The 14,821-nt window shown below is 70.6% G+C and carries 13 protein-coding genes; 8 read left to right on the top strand and 5 right to left on the bottom strand.

What is annotated here, in order from left to right:
• Window position 1 precedes the first annotated feature (1 nt).
• Window positions 2-406, top strand: a complete 405-nt coding sequence (locus tag HQ603_RS12060; RefSeq protein ID WP_222684772.1) for an Rv0361 family membrane protein — start codon at window positions 2-4, stop codon at window positions 404-406.
• Between the two features lie 94 nt (window positions 407-500).
• Here the strand turns inward: HQ603_RS12060 and HQ603_RS12055 are convergent, their stop codons facing one another.
• Window positions 501-2,192 carry an MDR family MFS transporter gene (locus HQ603_RS12055; protein ID WP_222684771.1) on the bottom strand — a complete coding sequence of 564 codons (1,692 nt, stop codon included), beginning with the start codon at window positions 2,190-2,192 and terminating at the stop codon, window positions 501-503.
• Window positions 2,193-2,274: 82 nt separating this feature from the next.
• Between HQ603_RS12055 and HQ603_RS12050 the strand changes: the two genes are divergently transcribed.
• A complete protein-coding gene (locus HQ603_RS12050; RefSeq protein WP_222684770.1) occupies window positions 2,275-2,685 on the top strand; it encodes a rhodanese-like domain-containing protein in 411 nt (136 codons plus the stop codon).
• A complete protein-coding gene (locus HQ603_RS12045; RefSeq protein WP_222684818.1) occupies window positions 2,685-3,890 on the top strand; it encodes an O-succinylhomoserine sulfhydrylase in 1,206 nt (401 codons plus the stop codon). The genes HQ603_RS12050 and HQ603_RS12045 overlap by 1 nt, the downstream gene beginning before the upstream one ends.
• Before the next feature lie 26 nt (window positions 3,891-3,916).
• Here HQ603_RS12045 and HQ603_RS12040 read toward each other — a convergent pair whose 3' ends face one another.
• Both HQ603_RS12040 and HQ603_RS12035 read right to left on the bottom strand, forming a co-directional pair.
• Window positions 3,917-5,008: an isochorismate synthase gene (locus tag HQ603_RS12040; protein ID WP_222684769.1), complete on the bottom strand. Its 1,092-nt coding sequence runs from the start codon at window positions 5,006-5,008 to the stop codon at window positions 3,917-3,919.
• Window positions 5,005-5,766: an HAD-IIA family hydrolase gene (locus HQ603_RS12035; RefSeq protein ID WP_068104775.1), complete on the bottom strand. Its 762-nt coding sequence runs from the start codon at window positions 5,764-5,766 to the stop codon at window positions 5,005-5,007. Before HQ603_RS12035 ends, HQ603_RS12040 begins: the two co-directional genes overlap by 4 nt.
• A gap of 93 nt (window positions 5,767-5,859) precedes the next feature.
• On the opposite strand from HQ603_RS12035, the gene HQ603_RS12030 reads away from it, so the two are divergent.
• Window positions 5,860-7,143, top strand: coding sequence for a GNAT family N-acetyltransferase (locus HQ603_RS12030; protein ID WP_222684768.1), 1,284 nt, complete (start codon window positions 5,860-5,862; stop codon window positions 7,141-7,143).
• A 52-nt stretch (window positions 7,144-7,195) separates the two neighbouring features.
• The gene (locus HQ603_RS12025; protein WP_222684767.1) at window positions 7,196-8,197 is read left to right on the top strand and encodes an isopenicillin N synthase family dioxygenase; all 1,002 of its coding nucleotides are present in this window, start codon (window positions 7,196-7,198) and stop codon (window positions 8,195-8,197) included.
• Here HQ603_RS12025 and HQ603_RS12020 read toward each other — a convergent pair.
• On the bottom strand, window positions 8,184-8,846 hold the full coding sequence (locus HQ603_RS12020) for a hypothetical protein (RefSeq protein ID WP_222684766.1): 663 nt from the start codon (window positions 8,844-8,846) through the stop codon (window positions 8,184-8,186). The genes HQ603_RS12025 and HQ603_RS12020 overlap by 14 nt on opposite strands.
• A 179-nt stretch (window positions 8,847-9,025) precedes the next feature.
• On the opposite strand from HQ603_RS12020, the gene fgd reads away from it, so the two are divergent.
• From fgd to HQ603_RS12005, 3 genes are read left to right on the top strand one after another with little or no spacing between them, the layout of a single operon-like run.
• Window positions 9,026-10,039: a glucose-6-phosphate dehydrogenase (coenzyme-F420) gene (fgd, locus tag HQ603_RS12015; RefSeq protein WP_068099333.1), complete on the top strand. Its 1,014-nt coding sequence runs from the start codon at window positions 9,026-9,028 to the stop codon at window positions 10,037-10,039.
• A 15-nt stretch (window positions 10,040-10,054) separates the two neighbouring features.
• Complete coding sequence (gene pta / locus HQ603_RS12010) at window positions 10,055-12,145, top strand: phosphate acetyltransferase (protein ID WP_222684765.1); 2,091 nt, start codon at window positions 10,055-10,057, stop codon at window positions 12,143-12,145.
• The gene (locus HQ603_RS12005; protein ID WP_222684764.1) at window positions 12,142-13,329 is read left to right on the top strand and encodes an acetate kinase; all 1,188 of its coding nucleotides are present in this window, start codon (window positions 12,142-12,144) and stop codon (window positions 13,327-13,329) included. Before pta ends, HQ603_RS12005 begins: the two co-directional genes overlap by 4 nt.
• Window positions 13,330-13,380: 51 nt before the next feature.
• Here the strand turns inward: HQ603_RS12005 and HQ603_RS12000 are convergent, their stop codons facing one another.
• Complete coding sequence (locus tag HQ603_RS12000) at window positions 13,381-14,544, bottom strand: DICT sensory domain-containing protein (protein ID WP_222684817.1); 1,164 nt, start codon at window positions 14,542-14,544, stop codon at window positions 13,381-13,383.
• Window positions 14,545-14,821: the final 277 nt, after the last annotated feature.

Raw genomic sequence — 14,821 nt, 5'->3', positions numbered from 1 at the left:
CATGACCACACCCGAGCCCGAACCCGCTGGCCGTTCCACCGCAGCCCCGTTCCTCGCGGCGGCTGCGGTGGTGGCCGTGGTGGCGATCATCGTCGCGGTGCTCTCGCTGACCCGCTCGCCCGAGGACAACGTGAGCGAGAACCAGCGGGTGGGCACGGTGGTCGCCGAGTACGTCGAGGCCGCCGGGCAGAACGACGGCGACCGGCTGAGCTCCCTGCAGTGCGCCGGCATCGTGAACGCGCCGTTGCGTGACGCCGAGTCGGTCGAGCTCGAGACGATCGACGAGGTGCGGGTGAACGGTGACGCCGCCGAGGTGGACGTCACCGTCACCCTTGACGGCAGCGAGCAGACCCTGACCTGGAACGCCGTGCGTCAGGACGAGGCTTGGAAGATCTGCAGCAGCTGAGGTCCGCCCCCGGCCCGCCGGGCTGCGCAGCGCAGCTCGATCCGCGTGTGTTGCAGCCTGCGCAGATCCCGGTGCGCTGCGCACCGGGGCCGGCTCAGGGCTCCGCTAGCTCCGTCCGCTGCGCAGCCAACCCGCCCTGTGTGCGCAGCGGGATCTCCTTGTGGAACAGGTTGATGACGAACCCGACGGCCAGGAGCACGCCCGCGGCGACGAACACCTGATCCATCGCGTCGGAGAAGCCGATGCGGAAGGGGTCACCGAGGGCCGTCGGCAGCTTCTGGATGAACGACGTGTCCTCGAGGACCCCGCCGGCCGCCGACCCGTCGCCCGACGCCAGTCCCCGCGCCAGCCCGGCGACCGTCGGGTCGCCGCTCTGCGCGGCCTCGCCCACGGCGGACTGGAACTCGGGCGTCGCGGCGGCCGAGATCAACGCGTCGCGAATGGTGTCGGTGACGCGGGAGAACAGCAGCGACAGGAACGCGGCGACGCCGATGGTGCCGCCGATCTGGCGGAAAAACGTGGCCGACGACGTCGAGACGCCCATGTCCTGCGGCGGCAGCGCGTTCTGGATGGCGAGGGTGAGCGGCTGCATCAGGTTGCCCAGGCCGAATCCGAACCCGAACATCGCGAGCATGATCGCCCACAGCGGGGTGTCGTAGCGGATGAACGAGAACGCGAACATGCAGACCGTCATCAGGGTGGTGCCGATGATCGGGTACGGGCGGTAGTGCCCGGTGCGGGAGATCATCTGCCCGGAGAAGACCGAGGCGATCATGATGCCCAGCACCAGCGGCAGCATCTGGAACCCGGCGAGCGTCGGCGACGATCCCTTGACCACCTGCAGGTACTGCGGCAGCAGGGTGATGCCGCCGAACATCGCGGCGCCGGTGACCACCGACAGCAGCAGTCCGATGCTGAACGTCGAGTTGCGGAAGAAGCGCATGGGAATCAGGGCGTTCGACTTCATCCGGACCTCGACCGCGATGAACGCGGCGATACCGAGCGCGCCGACGACGTAGCAGATCACCGCCCGGCCGGAGCCCCAGCCCCAGACGCGGCCCTGCTCGGCGATGATCAGCAGCGGCACCAAGCCCACCGCGAGCGCGGCGGCGCCGCCCCAGTCGACGACGGCGTTCCCGCGCCGCGGCGGCAGATTCAGGACCTTGGCGACGACGAACAACGCGACGACGCCGATGGGCACGTTGACGAAGAACACCCAGCGCCAGCCGGTGATCGAGAGGATCTCGTCGGCGCCGGAGAGCACGCCGCCGATGACGGGACCGAGCACGCTCGACGTGCCGAACACGGCGAGGAAGTAGCCCTGGTACTTGGCGCGTTCGCGCGGCGGGACGATGTCGCCGACGATGGTCAGGGCCAGCGAGAACAGGCCGCCGGCGCCGAGGCCCTGCACGGCGCGGAACGCGGCCAGTTGGTACATCGACGTCGCGAAGCCGCAGAGCGCCGACCCGATCACGAAGATTGTGATGGCGGCGAGGAAGAACTGCTTGCGGCCGTAGAGGTCGGACAGCTTGCCGTAGAGCGGGGTCGAGATCGTGGCGGTGATGAGGTACGCCGTGGTGACCCACGCCTGGATGGAGAACCCCTGCAGGTCGTCGGCGATGGTGCGGATCGACGTCGAGACGATCGTCTGATCCAGCGCCGCGAGGAACATTCCGAGCATCAGCCCGGAGATGACGGTCAGGATCTGCTTGTGCGTGAAGTCGGTCCCGGTGGAATCCTGCGCCGACGCGGTGGCTTCGCTCCCCGGAGCAGTGGTGTCGCTCATCGGCACATCTTGCCCTCATACCGCCCTGCGCTGCGACTATGCGACAAATCGGGCACGAAGCCCTGTGTGCGAAACTGGGGCCGTGAGCTACGCAGGAGACATCACGCCCGAGCAGGCCTGGGAGATGCTGGCCTCGGATCCGAACGCGTCGTTGGTCGACGTCCGTACGCACGCGGAATGGACGTACGTCGGTGTGCCGGACACCTCGTCGCTGAACAAGCGCACCGCCTTCGTCGAGTGGGTGAGCTACCCCGACGGTCGGCCGAACGAGCACTTCGTCGAGCAGCTGCGCGCGTCCGGGGTCGAGTCCGGCCCGGTGGTCTTCCTGTGTCGCTCCGGTCAGCGGTCCATCGGCGCCGCGGAGGCCGCGACGGCGGCCGGCATCTCGCCGGCCTACAACGTGCTCGACGGGTTCGAGGGCGCCACCGACGAGGACGGGCACCGCGGCGGCGCCGGGTGGCGTGCGGTCGGCCTCGCGTGGCGGCAGAAGTGATCCCTCGCGGCGGTGGCTTCGCCAAGCCCCTTCCCGGCGGCGTGGGCCCCGGCACCCTGGGAGTGCGCGGCGGGCTGAACCGGTCCGGGTTCGAGGAGAACGCCGAGGCGCTCTACCTCACGTCGGGCTTCGTCTACGAGAGCGCGGAGGCGGCCGAGCAGGCCTTCACGGGTGACGTCGACCACTTCGTCTACTCGCGCTACGGCAACCCGACGGTGTCGATGTTCGAGGAGCGCATTCGGCTGCTCGACGGCGCGGAGGCGGCGTTCGCGACGTCGTCCGGCATGTCGGCGGTGTTCACCGCGCTCGGGGCGCTGCTGAAGGCCGGGGACCGATTGGTGGCGGCGCGCAGTCTGTTCGGCTCGTGCTTCGTGGTGTGCAACGAGATCCTGCCGCGGTGGGGCGTGGAGACGGTCTTCGTCGACGGCGAGGATCTCGACCAGTGGGAGCAGGCGCTGTCGGTGCCCACCACGGCGGTGTTCTTCGAGACGCCGTCCAACCCGATGCAGTCGCTGGTGGACGTCCGGCGGGTGGTCGAGATGGCCCACGCCGCGGGCGCACAGGTGGTGCTGGACAACGTCTTCGCGACGCCGATCCTGCAGCGGAGCTTCGACCTCGGCGCCGACGTGGTGGTCTACTCCGGCACCAAGCACATCGACGGTCAGGGCCGCGTGCTCGGCGGCGCGATCCTGGGCTCGCAGGACTACATCGACGGCCCGGTCCAGAAGCTCATGCGGCACACGGGCCCGGCGCTGAGCCCGTTCAACGCGTGGACCCTGCTCAAGGGTCTCGAGACGATGGCCCTGCGGGTGCAGCGGATGACGGCGTCCGCGTTGGCCGTGGCGGAGTTCCTCGAGACGCAGCCCGGCATCTCGTGGGTGCGGTACCCGTACCTCGAGTCGCACCCGCAGCACGAGCTGGCGATGTCCCAGATGTCCGGCGGCGGCACCGTGGTCACGTTCGAGCTCGAGGGCGGCAAGGAGCGGGCGTTCCAGTTCCTCAACGGGTTGCGCATCGTCGACATCTCGAACAACCTCGGCGACGCCAAGACCATGACGACGCACCCGGCCACGACGACCCACCGGTCCATGGGACCGGAAGGCCGTGCGGCCGTGGGGATCACGGACGGCGTGGTCCGCATCTCCGTCGGTCTCGAGGACGTGGCGGACCTGCTCGGTGACGTCGAGGGCGCGCTGAGCCGATAGCGGCGGCGCGGCGCTCGCGCGTCCGATCAGGCGAGGCCGAACGGCGCGAGCACCGTCGCGAACTTGGCGGTGGTCTCGTCGAGTTCGGCGTCGGGGTCGGACTCGGCGACGATGCCGCCGCCGGCCGTCGCGACACCGCTCTTGCCGTCGGCCGCGAGGTCGAGGCAGCGAATGGCCACCATCCACTCGCCGTCGCCCGAGGCGTCGCACCACCCGACGGCACCGGCGTAGAAGTCGCGGCTGCGGCCCGACTCGACCAGGTCGATGGTGCGCAGGGCCAGGTCGGTGGGGCTGCCCGCGACGGCGGGCGTCGGGTGCAGCGCCAACGCGAGATCCAGTGCGGTGGTGGCGGTCTCGCGCAGAGTGCCGGTGATCGGGGTCGCGAGGTGCCACACGGCCGGCGTCCCGATCAGCGTCGGCTCGGCGGGAACGTCGAGGTCGTCGCACAGCGGGGCGAGCGCGGCGGCGATGGCGTCGACCACGTAGCGGTGTTCCTCGAGGTTCTTCGCGCTGGCGAGCAGCGCCTCGCCGGCCGCGCGGTCGGCGTCGGGGTCGGCGCTGCGCGGAGCGGTCCCGGCGAAGGGACGACACACCACCTCCCGTCCGGTACGGCGGACCAGCAGTTCCGGCGACGCGCCGACGAGGTGACGCCCGAAGTACGGGCCACCCGCCGCGGTGAGGTCGACGCAGAACCCGTTGTGGCCGGGGTTGGCCGCGATCAGGCTGTCCGCCAACACGATCGGGTCCAGCGGGCGGTCGAAGACCAGGGTGATCGAGCGGGCCAGCACCACCTTGCGCAGTGCCCCGCCGGGGTGCCGCAGGATGGTCAGGGCCCGGCGCACTCGGTCGACGTGCTTCTCCGGCGGCGGGTTCCGCGAGGCGATCACCGCCCCCGGCAGGTCGAGGTCGTCGGCGGGGACGCGGGGCTCGTCGTACCGCTCGAACGTGACCGGCTCCACCAGCGCGCACAGCGTGGTGGCGTCGAACCCGAACGCCCCCACCAGAACCGACGCGTCACCGTCGGCGAGCGCCTCGCGCGCGTCGTCGACGTGGTCGAACGACTGCCGTGCGCCCGACGCCACCACGCTGCGGTCGGGACGGGAGTAGAGAAAGGTCATCCGAACGGAGTCTCCGTGTGGCCCACCAGGTCCGCGACCGACTCGATGACCCGCGTCGGCCGGAACGGATACATCTCCACCGACGCGCGCGTCGAGATGCCGGTGAGCACCAGAATCGTCTGCAGTCCCGCCTCGAGCCCGGACACCACGTCGGTGTCCATGCGGTCGCCGATCATCAGCGTGTTCTCCGAGTGTGCACCGATGGCTCGCAGGGCCGAGCGCATCATGAGTGCGTTCGGCTTGCCCACGTAGTACGGCTCGCGACCGGTGGCCCGCGTGATCAGGGCGGCCACGGACCCGGTCGCCGGGAGCGAGCCGTCCCGCGACGGACCGGTCGCGTCGGGGTTGGTCGCGATGAAGCGCGCGCCGCGCTCGACCAGGCGGATCGCCGTCGTGATCGCCTCGAACGAGTACGTGCGCGTCTCGCCGAGCACCACGTAGTCCGGGTCGATGTCGGTGATGATGTAGCCGATGTCGTGCAAGGCCGTCGTCAAGCCCGATTCGCCCACCACGTACGCCGTTCCGCCCGGCCGCTGGTTGTGCAGGAACGTCGCGGTCGCCAGCGCGGACGTCCAGATGGACTCCTCGGGAATCTCGAGCCCCGTCCGGCGCAGGCGCGCCTGCAGGTCGCGACGCGTGCGAATGGAGTTGTTGGTCAGCACGATGAACGGCGTGCCGGTGTCCTGCAGCTCCTGGAGGAAGCGGTCGGCGCCCGGAACCAGGTGCTCCTCGTGCACCAGGACCCCGTCCATGTCCATGAGGTAGGTCCACCGGTGGTCGGCTGGGTTCGTGGTCACGGGTCCATTCTGCCCCGTCGCGGCCGGGGAGCACCGCGGACCTAGGCTGGCGGAATGGTCGAGATCCGCCTCCTGCGCACCCCCGACGAGCTGCTCGCCTCCCAGCAGGTGTTCCGCGCCGCGATGGTGGGGTTGCCGGGGCTGCCGGTCACCCGCGAGGTCGTGACCACCCTGCGCGAACCCGGCCTCACCTACGGCGCGTACGACGCGTCGACCCTCGTCGGAACGACCGACTCGTCGACACTTGTCGGTACCACCGACTCGTCGACACTTGTCGGTACCACCGACTCGTCGACACTTGTCGGTACCACCGACGGTGGCATCGGCACCCTCACCCTCCCCGGCGGCGCCGCCGTGTCACACCTCGCCGTCACCCACGTCGGGGTGCTGCCGACCCACACGCGTCGCGGCGTCGTCTCCGCCCTGCTGCGCCGCCAGCTGCGCGACGCGCGAGACGCCGGCCACGTCGTCGCCACGCTGCGGGCGTCGGAGGCCGTCATCTACGGGCGGTACGGGTACGGCGTCGCGACGTCGTCGCTGCGGGCCGAGGTGATCACTGCCCGCGCGCGGCTGCGCGACGGCGTGGCGACGTCGGGAACCACCCGCCTGATCGATCGCGACGGGGCGCTCGACCGGCAGGCGGCGATCGTCGACGAGAACCCCTCGGCCCGGCCGGGTTTCGTCTCGCGGCTGCCGATCTGGTGGGCGGCCCACCGACTGCGCGAGGACGACAAGCCGGTGTGGATCGCGGTGCACTCCACCGACGGACGCGACGACGGCTACGTGCGCTATCGCCCGGCGGACCCGTCGCAGTGGTGGTCGGGCGCCGACCGACGCGTCGTCGTCGACGACCTGCACGCGTCCACCGACGCGGTGTTCGCCGACCTGCTGCGGTTTTTGCTCCGACTCGACCTGGTGGACCGCATCACGTTCGGCGCGGTGCCCGTCGACACCGTGCTGCCGCTGCTGGTCCACGACCGCCGCGCCGTCCGTCTGCAGTCGACCTCGGACGAGACGTGGCTCCGGATTCTCGACGTCGACGCCGCCCTCGCCGCCCGCACGTACGGCGCGGGGCCGTCCGTCACGATCACCGTCGACGACGACGATCTGCCCGAGAACGCCGGAACGGTCGAGGTGGGTCCGGACGGGGTCCACCGGGTCGACGGGCCCGGCGCGCTGCGAGTGCACGTCCGCGACCTGGCGGCCGTGCTGCTCGGCGGGACGTCGTGGCGCTCGCTCGCGGTGGCCGGGTTGGTGACCGGGGACGCGGCGGCGCCGGCCGCGGCCGACACGCTCTTCACGACCGAGCTCGCCCCGTTCGCCGGGGTCGGGTTCTGACCCGCGGGCCCCGTGCGGCCCGACACAGCACTGCACTACCCGGGAGGCCGTCATGACCGCTCTGCCCGTCCTCGACCTGTCCACGGCGGACGAGGATCCCACTGCGTTCCGGACCGCGCTGCGTGAGGCGACCCACCGCGACGGCTTCTTCTACCTGGCCGGTCACGGCCTCGACCCCGCCGTCGGGGCCGAGCTGATCGCTCTGGCGCGCCGGTTCTTCGCGCTCCCGGACGAGGCGAAAGCGGAGATCGACCACCTCGAGTCGCCGCACTTCCGCGGCTACAGCCGGGTGGGTGGTGAGCTGACGGGCGGCGCCGTCGACTGGCGCGAGCAGATCGACATCGGCCCGGAGCGCGACGCGATTCCCGGCGCGCAGGGGTACTGGAACCTGCAGGGCCCCAACCGATGGCCGTCCGCGCTGCCCGAGCTGCGCCCGGCCGTCGAGCAGTGGGATGCCGCGCTGTCCGCGCTCGGGGCCCGGTTGCTGCGGCACTGGGCGGCGTCGCTCGGTGCTGCGGAGGACACCTTCGACGCGGCGTTCGTCCAGCCCGCGACGCTCATCAAGATCGTGCGGTATCCCGGCACCCGCGAGAACCCGCAAGGGGTGGGGGCGCACAAGGATTCGGGGGTGCTGACCCTGCTCCTGCTCGAGGAGGGCTCGACCGGACTGCAGGTGGAACGCGAGGACGGCACGTGGATCGACGCGCCACCGGTGCCGGGCACCTTCGTCGTCAACATCGGCGAACTGCTCGAGGTGGCCACCGGGGGCTACCTGCGGGCGACGCGGCATCGGGTGGTCGCGCCGGAACCGGGACAGGACCGCATCTCGGTGCCCTACTTCTACAACCCGGCCCTCGACGCTCGCATCCCGGTGCTCGACCTTCCCGCCGAGTTCGCCGCGGAATCCCGTGGTGTCGAGGTGGATCCGGACAATCCGATCTTCTCCACGTACGGAGAGAACGCGTGGAAGTCGCGGACGCGGGCGCATCCGGACGTCGCGGCGCGGCACCATGGGATCGTCGCGGCTCGCGAGCACGGCATCACGTCTCGATGAGTCGGGTGCCGCGCAGTTCGTAGGACTTCAGCGCCCAGTACCCGCCGAAGGTGACCACGGCGACGGCCTCGACCACCAGCACGGCCAGCGCACCCTGACCGAAGAGCAGGACGAGGCCCAACGCGACGAGCGGGGCGATCACCACCACGAACGCCACCACACGGTAGGCGGTGCGGTAGCGGCGGATGCGCCGCGCGGAGTCGTCGGACGAGCCGAGGGTGTCGTCGGCGCACCACCACACGGACGCGGCGAAGGTGACGAAGAACCCCACCGCCGCGGCGGCGTGCACTGCCATCCGGAGGCCGAACGCCTCGTCGCCGGGTGGGTCCGTCGGCACCAGCGCGACGATCACGAGCAGGGTGCCGGCGACGTTGAGCAGCCGGTTCTCGAGCGGGCCGTAGCCGCGGTAGCAGATCAGGGTGATGCCGGTGCCGACGAGCGCGCCCACGAAGACGTCCCGCGCCGGGCTCCAGTAGTACTCGCTGATCGAGCCGAGGACGGGTAGCGCGGGGTCGGCCAGCGACCAGCCGACCAGCACCACCGGCAGGCCCACCGCCAGGATCGTCAGGGCCGCGCGCAGGGCGAAGTAGGTGCCGACGATCTGTTCGGCGAGCTCGTCGGTGCGGGCGGAGCCGGGCGGGGTGGCCATGGCTCGACCCTAGGCGCGCGCCGGTGCTGCGGGACGGCACACAACCGCGCCGGATCGGCGGGAACCCGTCGTTCGGACGCGGTCGTGTGCTGCCACGCACGGTCCCTGCTGCCGGGCCGGACGCCCCAGCGCCTACATTCGAGAGCGGCAGAGGTGGTCGACGGAGCGAGGAGTGCGGCGTGGCACGGGAACTGAAGTTGGGATACAAGGCGTCCGCCGAGCAGTTCGGCCCACGTGAGCTGGTGGAGCTCGGCGTCGCGGCGGAGGCCGCCGGCATGGACTCCGCCACGGTCAGCGACCACTTCCAGCCGTGGCGCCACGAGGGCGGGCACGCGCCGTTCTCCCTGGCCTGGATGACGGCGGTGGGCGAGCGCACCGAACGCCTGCAGCTCGGCACTTCGGTGATGACCCCGACTTTCCGCTACAACCCCGCCGTGATCGCGCAGGCGTTCGCCACCATGGCCTGCCTGTACCCGAACCGCATCTTCCTCGGCGTCGGCACCGGCGAGGCCCTCAACGAGATCGCCACCGGCTTCTCCGGCGAGTGGCCCGAGTTCAAGGAGCGGTTCGCGCGGCTGCGGGAAGCGGTCTCGCTCATGCGTGAGCTGTGGCTCGGCGACCGCGTGGACTTCGACGGCGAGTACTACCGCACGTCCGGCGCCTCGATCTACGACGTGCCCGACGGCGGCGTCCCGGTGTACGTCGCGGCCGGCGGTCCGGTGGTGGCGCGCTACGCCGGCCGGGCGGGCGACGGATTCATCTGCACCTCCGGCAAGGGCATGGAGCTCTACACCGACAAGCTGCTGCCCGCGGTGGCGGAGGGTGCGGAGAAGAAGGAGCGGTCGGTCGACGAGATCGACCACATGATCGAGATCAAGATCTCCTACGACACCGACCCCGACGCCGCACTGGAGAACACGCGGTTCTGGGCGCCGCTGTCGCTGACGCCGGAGCAGAAGCACTCCATCGACGATCCGATCGAGATGGAGAAGGCGGCCGACGAGCTGCCGATCGAGCAGGTGGCCAAGCGGTGGATCGTCGCGTCCGATCCGGACGAGGCCGTCGAGAAGGTGAAGCAGTACGTCGACGCGGGCCTGAACCACCTGGTCTTCCACGCGCCGGGACACGATCAGCGCCGTTTCCTGGAGTTGTTCCGGACCGACCTCGAGCCCCGACTGCGCCGACTCGGCTGAACTAGGGTGGGCGGCATGGCCGACACCGAGTCCAGCGGGGTAGTTCGTGGCGTCTACATCGCGTCGCCGGAGGGGGACACCGGCAAGTCCACGATCGCGCTGGGTCTGCTGACCATGCTCGGGGCGTCGACGGCGCGGGTGGGGGTGTTCCGGCCCATCGCGCGCTCGTCGTCGGAGACCGACTACATCCTCGAGCTGATGATCGACCACACCACGGCAGACACCACCTACGAGCAGTCGCTCGGGGTGACGTACGACGAGGTGCACGCCGATCCCGACGCCGCGCTCGCGGAGATCGTGCGTCGGTACCACGAGGTGGCGGCCCAGTGCGACGCCGTCGTGGTGATCGGGAGCGACTACACCGACATCGCGAGCCCCAGCGAGCTGGGCTTCAACGCGCGTATCGCGGTCAATCTCGGCCTGCCGGTCCTGCTGGCGCTGCGGGGATCGGAGCGCACGCCCGAGGAGGTCGCGCACCTGGCCGATCTCTGCCGGTCCGAGTTGTCCACGCACCGAGCGCATCTGGCGGGGATCGTCGCCAACCGGTGCGATCCGGACGCCCTGGACGAGGTGATCGACCGCCTGGCCACCGACGACGTGCCGGCGTGGGCGCTGCCGGAGGTGCCGCTGCTGGTCGCGCCCACCATGGACGAGCTGCTCACCGCCATGAAGGGGGAGCTCTACAGCGGCGATCCCGAACTGCTGCAACGGGAAGCGCTCCGCGTGATGGTGGGCGGCATGACCGCCGAGCACATCCTCGAGCGACTGTCCGACGCCGTCGTCGTCATCGCGCCCGCGGATCGTTCCGAGGTTCTGCTCGCCCTCGTCAACGCGCACGAGGCCGACGGCTTCCCATCCCTCGCGGGCATCGTCATGAACGGTGGGCTCGAGCCGCACCCCATGATCGCGAAACTCATTGCGGGACTGCAGCCCCGGCTGCCGATCCTCACCACGGAGCTCGGCACCTTCGACACCGCCAGCGTGGCCGCGAACACCCGCGGCCGCGTCGCCGTGGGATCGCAGCGCAAGGTCGACACGGCACTCGCGGTGGTGGAGCAGCACATCAAGGCCGAGGACATCTTGGCCCGGCTCGACGTCGCGATGCCGTCGGTGGTGACGCCGCAGATGTTCGAGTACCGCCTGATCGACCGGGCCCGCGCCGACCGTCGGCACATCGTTCTCCCGGAGGGCGGTGACGACCGCATCCTGCGCGCCGCCGGGCGTCTGCTGCAGCGGCAGGTCGCCGACCTGACCATCCTCGGCGACGAGACCGCGGTGACCCGGCGGGCCGGGGAACTCGGCGTCGACCTGTCCGCGGCCACCGTCCTCGACCCGACGACGTCGGAGCACTTCGACGACTTCGTGGCCGAGTACGCCGAGCTGCGCAAGCACAAGGGCATGACTCCGGAGAAGGCGCGCGAGGTGATGGCGGACATCTCGTACTTCGGAACCATGATGGTGCACAAGGGCATTGCCGACGGCATGGTCTCCGGGGCCGCGCACACCACGGCGCACACCATCAAGCCGTCGTTCGAGATCATCAAGACTCGCGAGGGGGTGTCGACGGTGTCGTCGATCTTCCTCATGTGCCTCGCCGATCGCGTTCTCGCGTACGGCGACTGCGCCGTCGTGCCCGATCCCACCGCCGAGCAGCTGGCGGACATCGCGGTGTCGTCGGCGGCGACGGCGTCGATGTTCGGCATCGAGCCGCGGGTGGCGATGCTCAGCTACTCGACGGGTGATTCCGGCTCCGGCGCGGACGTCGAGAAGGTGCGCGAGGCGACGGACCTGGTGCGGGATCGGGCGCCGGATCTGTTGGTGGAGGGGCCGATTCAGTACGACGCCGCCGTCGACCCGTCGGTCGCGAAGTCCAAGCTGCCCGAGTCCGACGTCGCCGGGCAGGCCACCGTCTTCGTCTTCCCCGATCTGAACACCGGCAACAACACGTACAAGGCCGTGCAGCGCAGCGCCGGCGCGGTCGCGGTGGGGCCGGTGCTGCAGGGCCTGGCGAAACCGGTGAACGACCTCTCGCGCGGCGCCTTGGTCCAGGACATCGTGAACACCGTGGCCATCACGGCGATTCAGGCGCAGGGGGCCGAGCAGTGACCGTTCTGGTGATCAACTCCGGATCCAGCTCGGTGAAGTTCCAGGTGGTCGACGTCGAGCAGGCCGACGGCGTGCTGCACGGCATCGTCGAACGCATCGGCGAGTCCGACGCGACGGTGGCGGTCACCTACCGCGGCGAGACCACCGAGCGGACGCTGGAGATCCCGGATCACGACGCGGCGCTGCGGACCGCCTTCGAGACCATGGCGGAGGCGGGGCTCTCGCTCGCCGACGCCGGTGTCACGGCCGTCGGTCATCGAGTGGTCCACGGCGGCACCGTGTTCAGCGAACCGACGCTGATCGACGACGACGTGGTGGCCACCGTCGACCGGCTCAGTGCCCTCGCGCCCCTGCACAATCCGGCGAACGTGAAGGGCATCGAGGTGGCGCGCCGGGAGCTGCCCGACGTGCCGCAGGTGGCCGTCTTCGACACCGCCTTCTTCCACGCCCTACCCGCGGCGGCGTCGACCTACGCGATCGACCGCGACGTCGCCCGCGAGCACGACATCAAGCGGTACGGCATGCACGGCACCTCCCACGAGTACGTCAGCGGCCGGGTGGCCGAATTCCTGGAGCGGGATCCGCAGTCGCTCAACCAGATCGTGCTCCACCTCGGCAACGGGGCGTCGGCGTCGGCGGTGCGCGGCGGCGCCGCCGTGGACACGACGATGGGTCTGACCCCGCTCGAGGGGCTGGTCATGGGCACCCGCAGCGGTGACATAGATCCGGGCATCGTCATGCACCTGCGTCGCAGCGCCGATCTCGACGTCGACGGCATCGACACCCTGCTGAACCGGCGCTCCGGCATCAAGGGACTGTCCGGCGTCACCGACTTCCGCGAGCTCCGCCGCCTGGTCGACGACGGCGACGACGACGCCCGGTTGGCCTTCGACGTCTACGTCCACCGCCTGCGGAAGTACCTCGGGGCGTACATGATCGGGCTCGGACGCGTCGACGTCGTCACCTTCACCGCCGGCGTCGGCGAGAACTCGCCCGAGGTCCGCGCCGCCGCCCTGGCCGACCTGGAGAACTACGGCATCGTGCTCGATGCCGAGCGTAACGCCGTGCGCAGCAAGGACGCTCGGGTGATCTCCGCCGACTCCAGCGCGGTCACCGTGCTGGTGGTGCCCACCGACGAGGAACTGGCCATCGCCCGCGCCGCCGTCGCATTGACGTCGTCGTAGGTCCTACGGTGTGAGATGTCGTAGGCCCTACGGTGTGAGATGTCGTAGGCCCTACGGTGTGAAGCGGTGCATGATCGCGTGCGCCGCCTGCGTGACCGTCGTGCGGTCGTAGGTCTGGACGAAGTCGAACGTGCGCTCGAGGTCGGGTCCGTTGTCGTGACGGTCCCGCGCCGAGAGCAACGCCGCGTGATGCGGCCCGAGGACCACGACGGTCCACTCGTTCACCATGTCGTCCGCCGGATCCAGCGGCGCGTGCTGGGTGTTGCCGTCGAGCATCTGCGTCAGCCCGACGCCGTAGACGCCGGCGAACCCGATGGTGTCCGCCAGGTGCCGCCAGCGCTGCGCCGTCCGATCCGTGAAGTGCGTGGCGTGCTGGAACGTCCCCAGCGCCAACATGGCGGACCCTGCCGCCACCGCCTGCTTCTCCAGCGACTTGCTCATCTGCACCAGGACCCGCTTGGTGCCGCGCCGCGGCGTCGCGTGCTCGGAGGCGATTGCGTACGGCGTGGTGTCCCCCGGGATGGGGGTGGACCACACGGGGGCGTGCGGCATCGGGACGACGTCCTCGGCGAGCAGACCCGCGGGATCGTCGACGGCCGGGTACAGGCGACCGATCCCGTACGTCGCGCCGACGGTCTGAGCGGCGAGGCGCGCGGCGTCGTCGTCGATTCCCTCGGCGACGATCACGGCGTGGCTGCGCTCGACGTAGGCGGACAGGGCGTGGGCGGTGGCACCGATGTCCGTCCGGGCGGACCCGGAGTGGAGCTCGGCGGCGGTCACGACGATGTCCGGCTCGATGAGTGACAGCAGCGTCGCGGCCTGGACGTCCACCCCGACCCCGTCGAGCGCGACCAGGCGGCCCGACGCCCGCGCCGACACCACGCGGGCCAGCGCGCTATGCGGGTTGCGCAGCACGTCGGTCGCGTCGACGGTGACGATGGTGCGCTCGAGACCCTCGGTGGCCGGCTCCGCGGCCAGCGGCGACTCGGAGTCGATGGTCACCAGCAGGGGCAGGTGGTCGGCGACGGTCCGCGCGAGCGGCGTGCGGGCGTGCCGGTGCTTGTACTCGTCCAGATCGGCGCGCTGACCCATCAGCTGCGCGGCGTGGCGCAGTGCGGATGCGGTACCGAGAGCGGTACCGCTCGGACCCCGGACCTGCAGCTCCGCCCCGGCCAACGCTCCATCCTCGAGACGGCGTACCGGCGCGAACTGCATCTGGACCTCCACCCCGAGCAACTCGGGAACGTGGGTTCGCGTCAACGAACTCCCCTCACGTACGAACGACAACGATCGGCGCCGGGGTCTCGACGTTCCCTCTACCGTACGGAACGAGGGGACGGGGCGTCACACCTACTGCTCCGGGGCCTGTGCGAAGGAGCGGCGCGCTGCGCGGCGGGGGCACGGTCGCAGTTGCGCAGGTTCTGGTCACCTTCACCGGTTGCAGCCTGTGCAGGTGGCGGGAAGTCGTGCATGTGGCGGGAACGTGCGCGGG

Source organism: Rhodococcoides corynebacterioides (genome assembly GCF_019834675.1).
Taxonomy (GTDB): Bacteria; Actinomycetota; Actinomycetes; order Mycobacteriales; family Mycobacteriaceae; genus Rhodococcoides; species Rhodococcoides corynebacterioides_A.
The sequence above is the reverse complement of the archived record's forward strand: the minus strand, read 5'-3'. Positions and strand labels throughout refer to the sequence as shown.

What these genes read in the sequence shown, in the direction of transcription:
- HQ603_RS12020 (WP_222684766.1), bottom strand. Translation starts at nt 8,846, where the DNA reads ATGGCCACCCCGCCCGGCTCCGCCCGCACCGACGAGCTCGCCGAACAG.
- HQ603_RS12000 (WP_222684817.1), bottom strand. Translation starts at nt 14,544, where the DNA reads ATGCAGTTCGCGCCGGTACGCCGTCTCGAGGATGGAGCGTTGGCCGGG.
- HQ603_RS12040 (WP_222684769.1), bottom strand. Translation starts at nt 5,008, where the DNA reads ATGACCTTTCTCTACTCCCGTCCCGACCGCAGCGTGGTGGCGTCGGGC.
- HQ603_RS12035 (WP_068104775.1), bottom strand. Translation starts at nt 5,766, where the DNA reads ATGGACATGGACGGGGTCCTGGTGCACGAGGAGCACCTGGTTCCGGGC.
- HQ603_RS12060 (WP_222684772.1), top strand. Translation starts at nt 2, where the DNA reads ATGACCACACCCGAGCCCGAACCCGCTGGCCGTTCCACCGCAGCCCCG.
- HQ603_RS12030 (WP_222684768.1), top strand. Translation starts at nt 5,860, where the DNA reads ATGGTCGAGATCCGCCTCCTGCGCACCCCCGACGAGCTGCTCGCCTCC.
- HQ603_RS12055 (WP_222684771.1), bottom strand. Translation starts at nt 2,192, where the DNA reads ATGAGCGACACCACTGCTCCGGGGAGCGAAGCCACCGCGTCGGCGCAG.
- HQ603_RS12025 (WP_222684767.1), top strand. Translation starts at nt 7,196, where the DNA reads ATGACCGCTCTGCCCGTCCTCGACCTGTCCACGGCGGACGAGGATCCC.
- pta (WP_222684765.1), top strand. Translation starts at nt 10,055, where the DNA reads ATGGCCGACACCGAGTCCAGCGGGGTAGTTCGTGGCGTCTACATCGCG.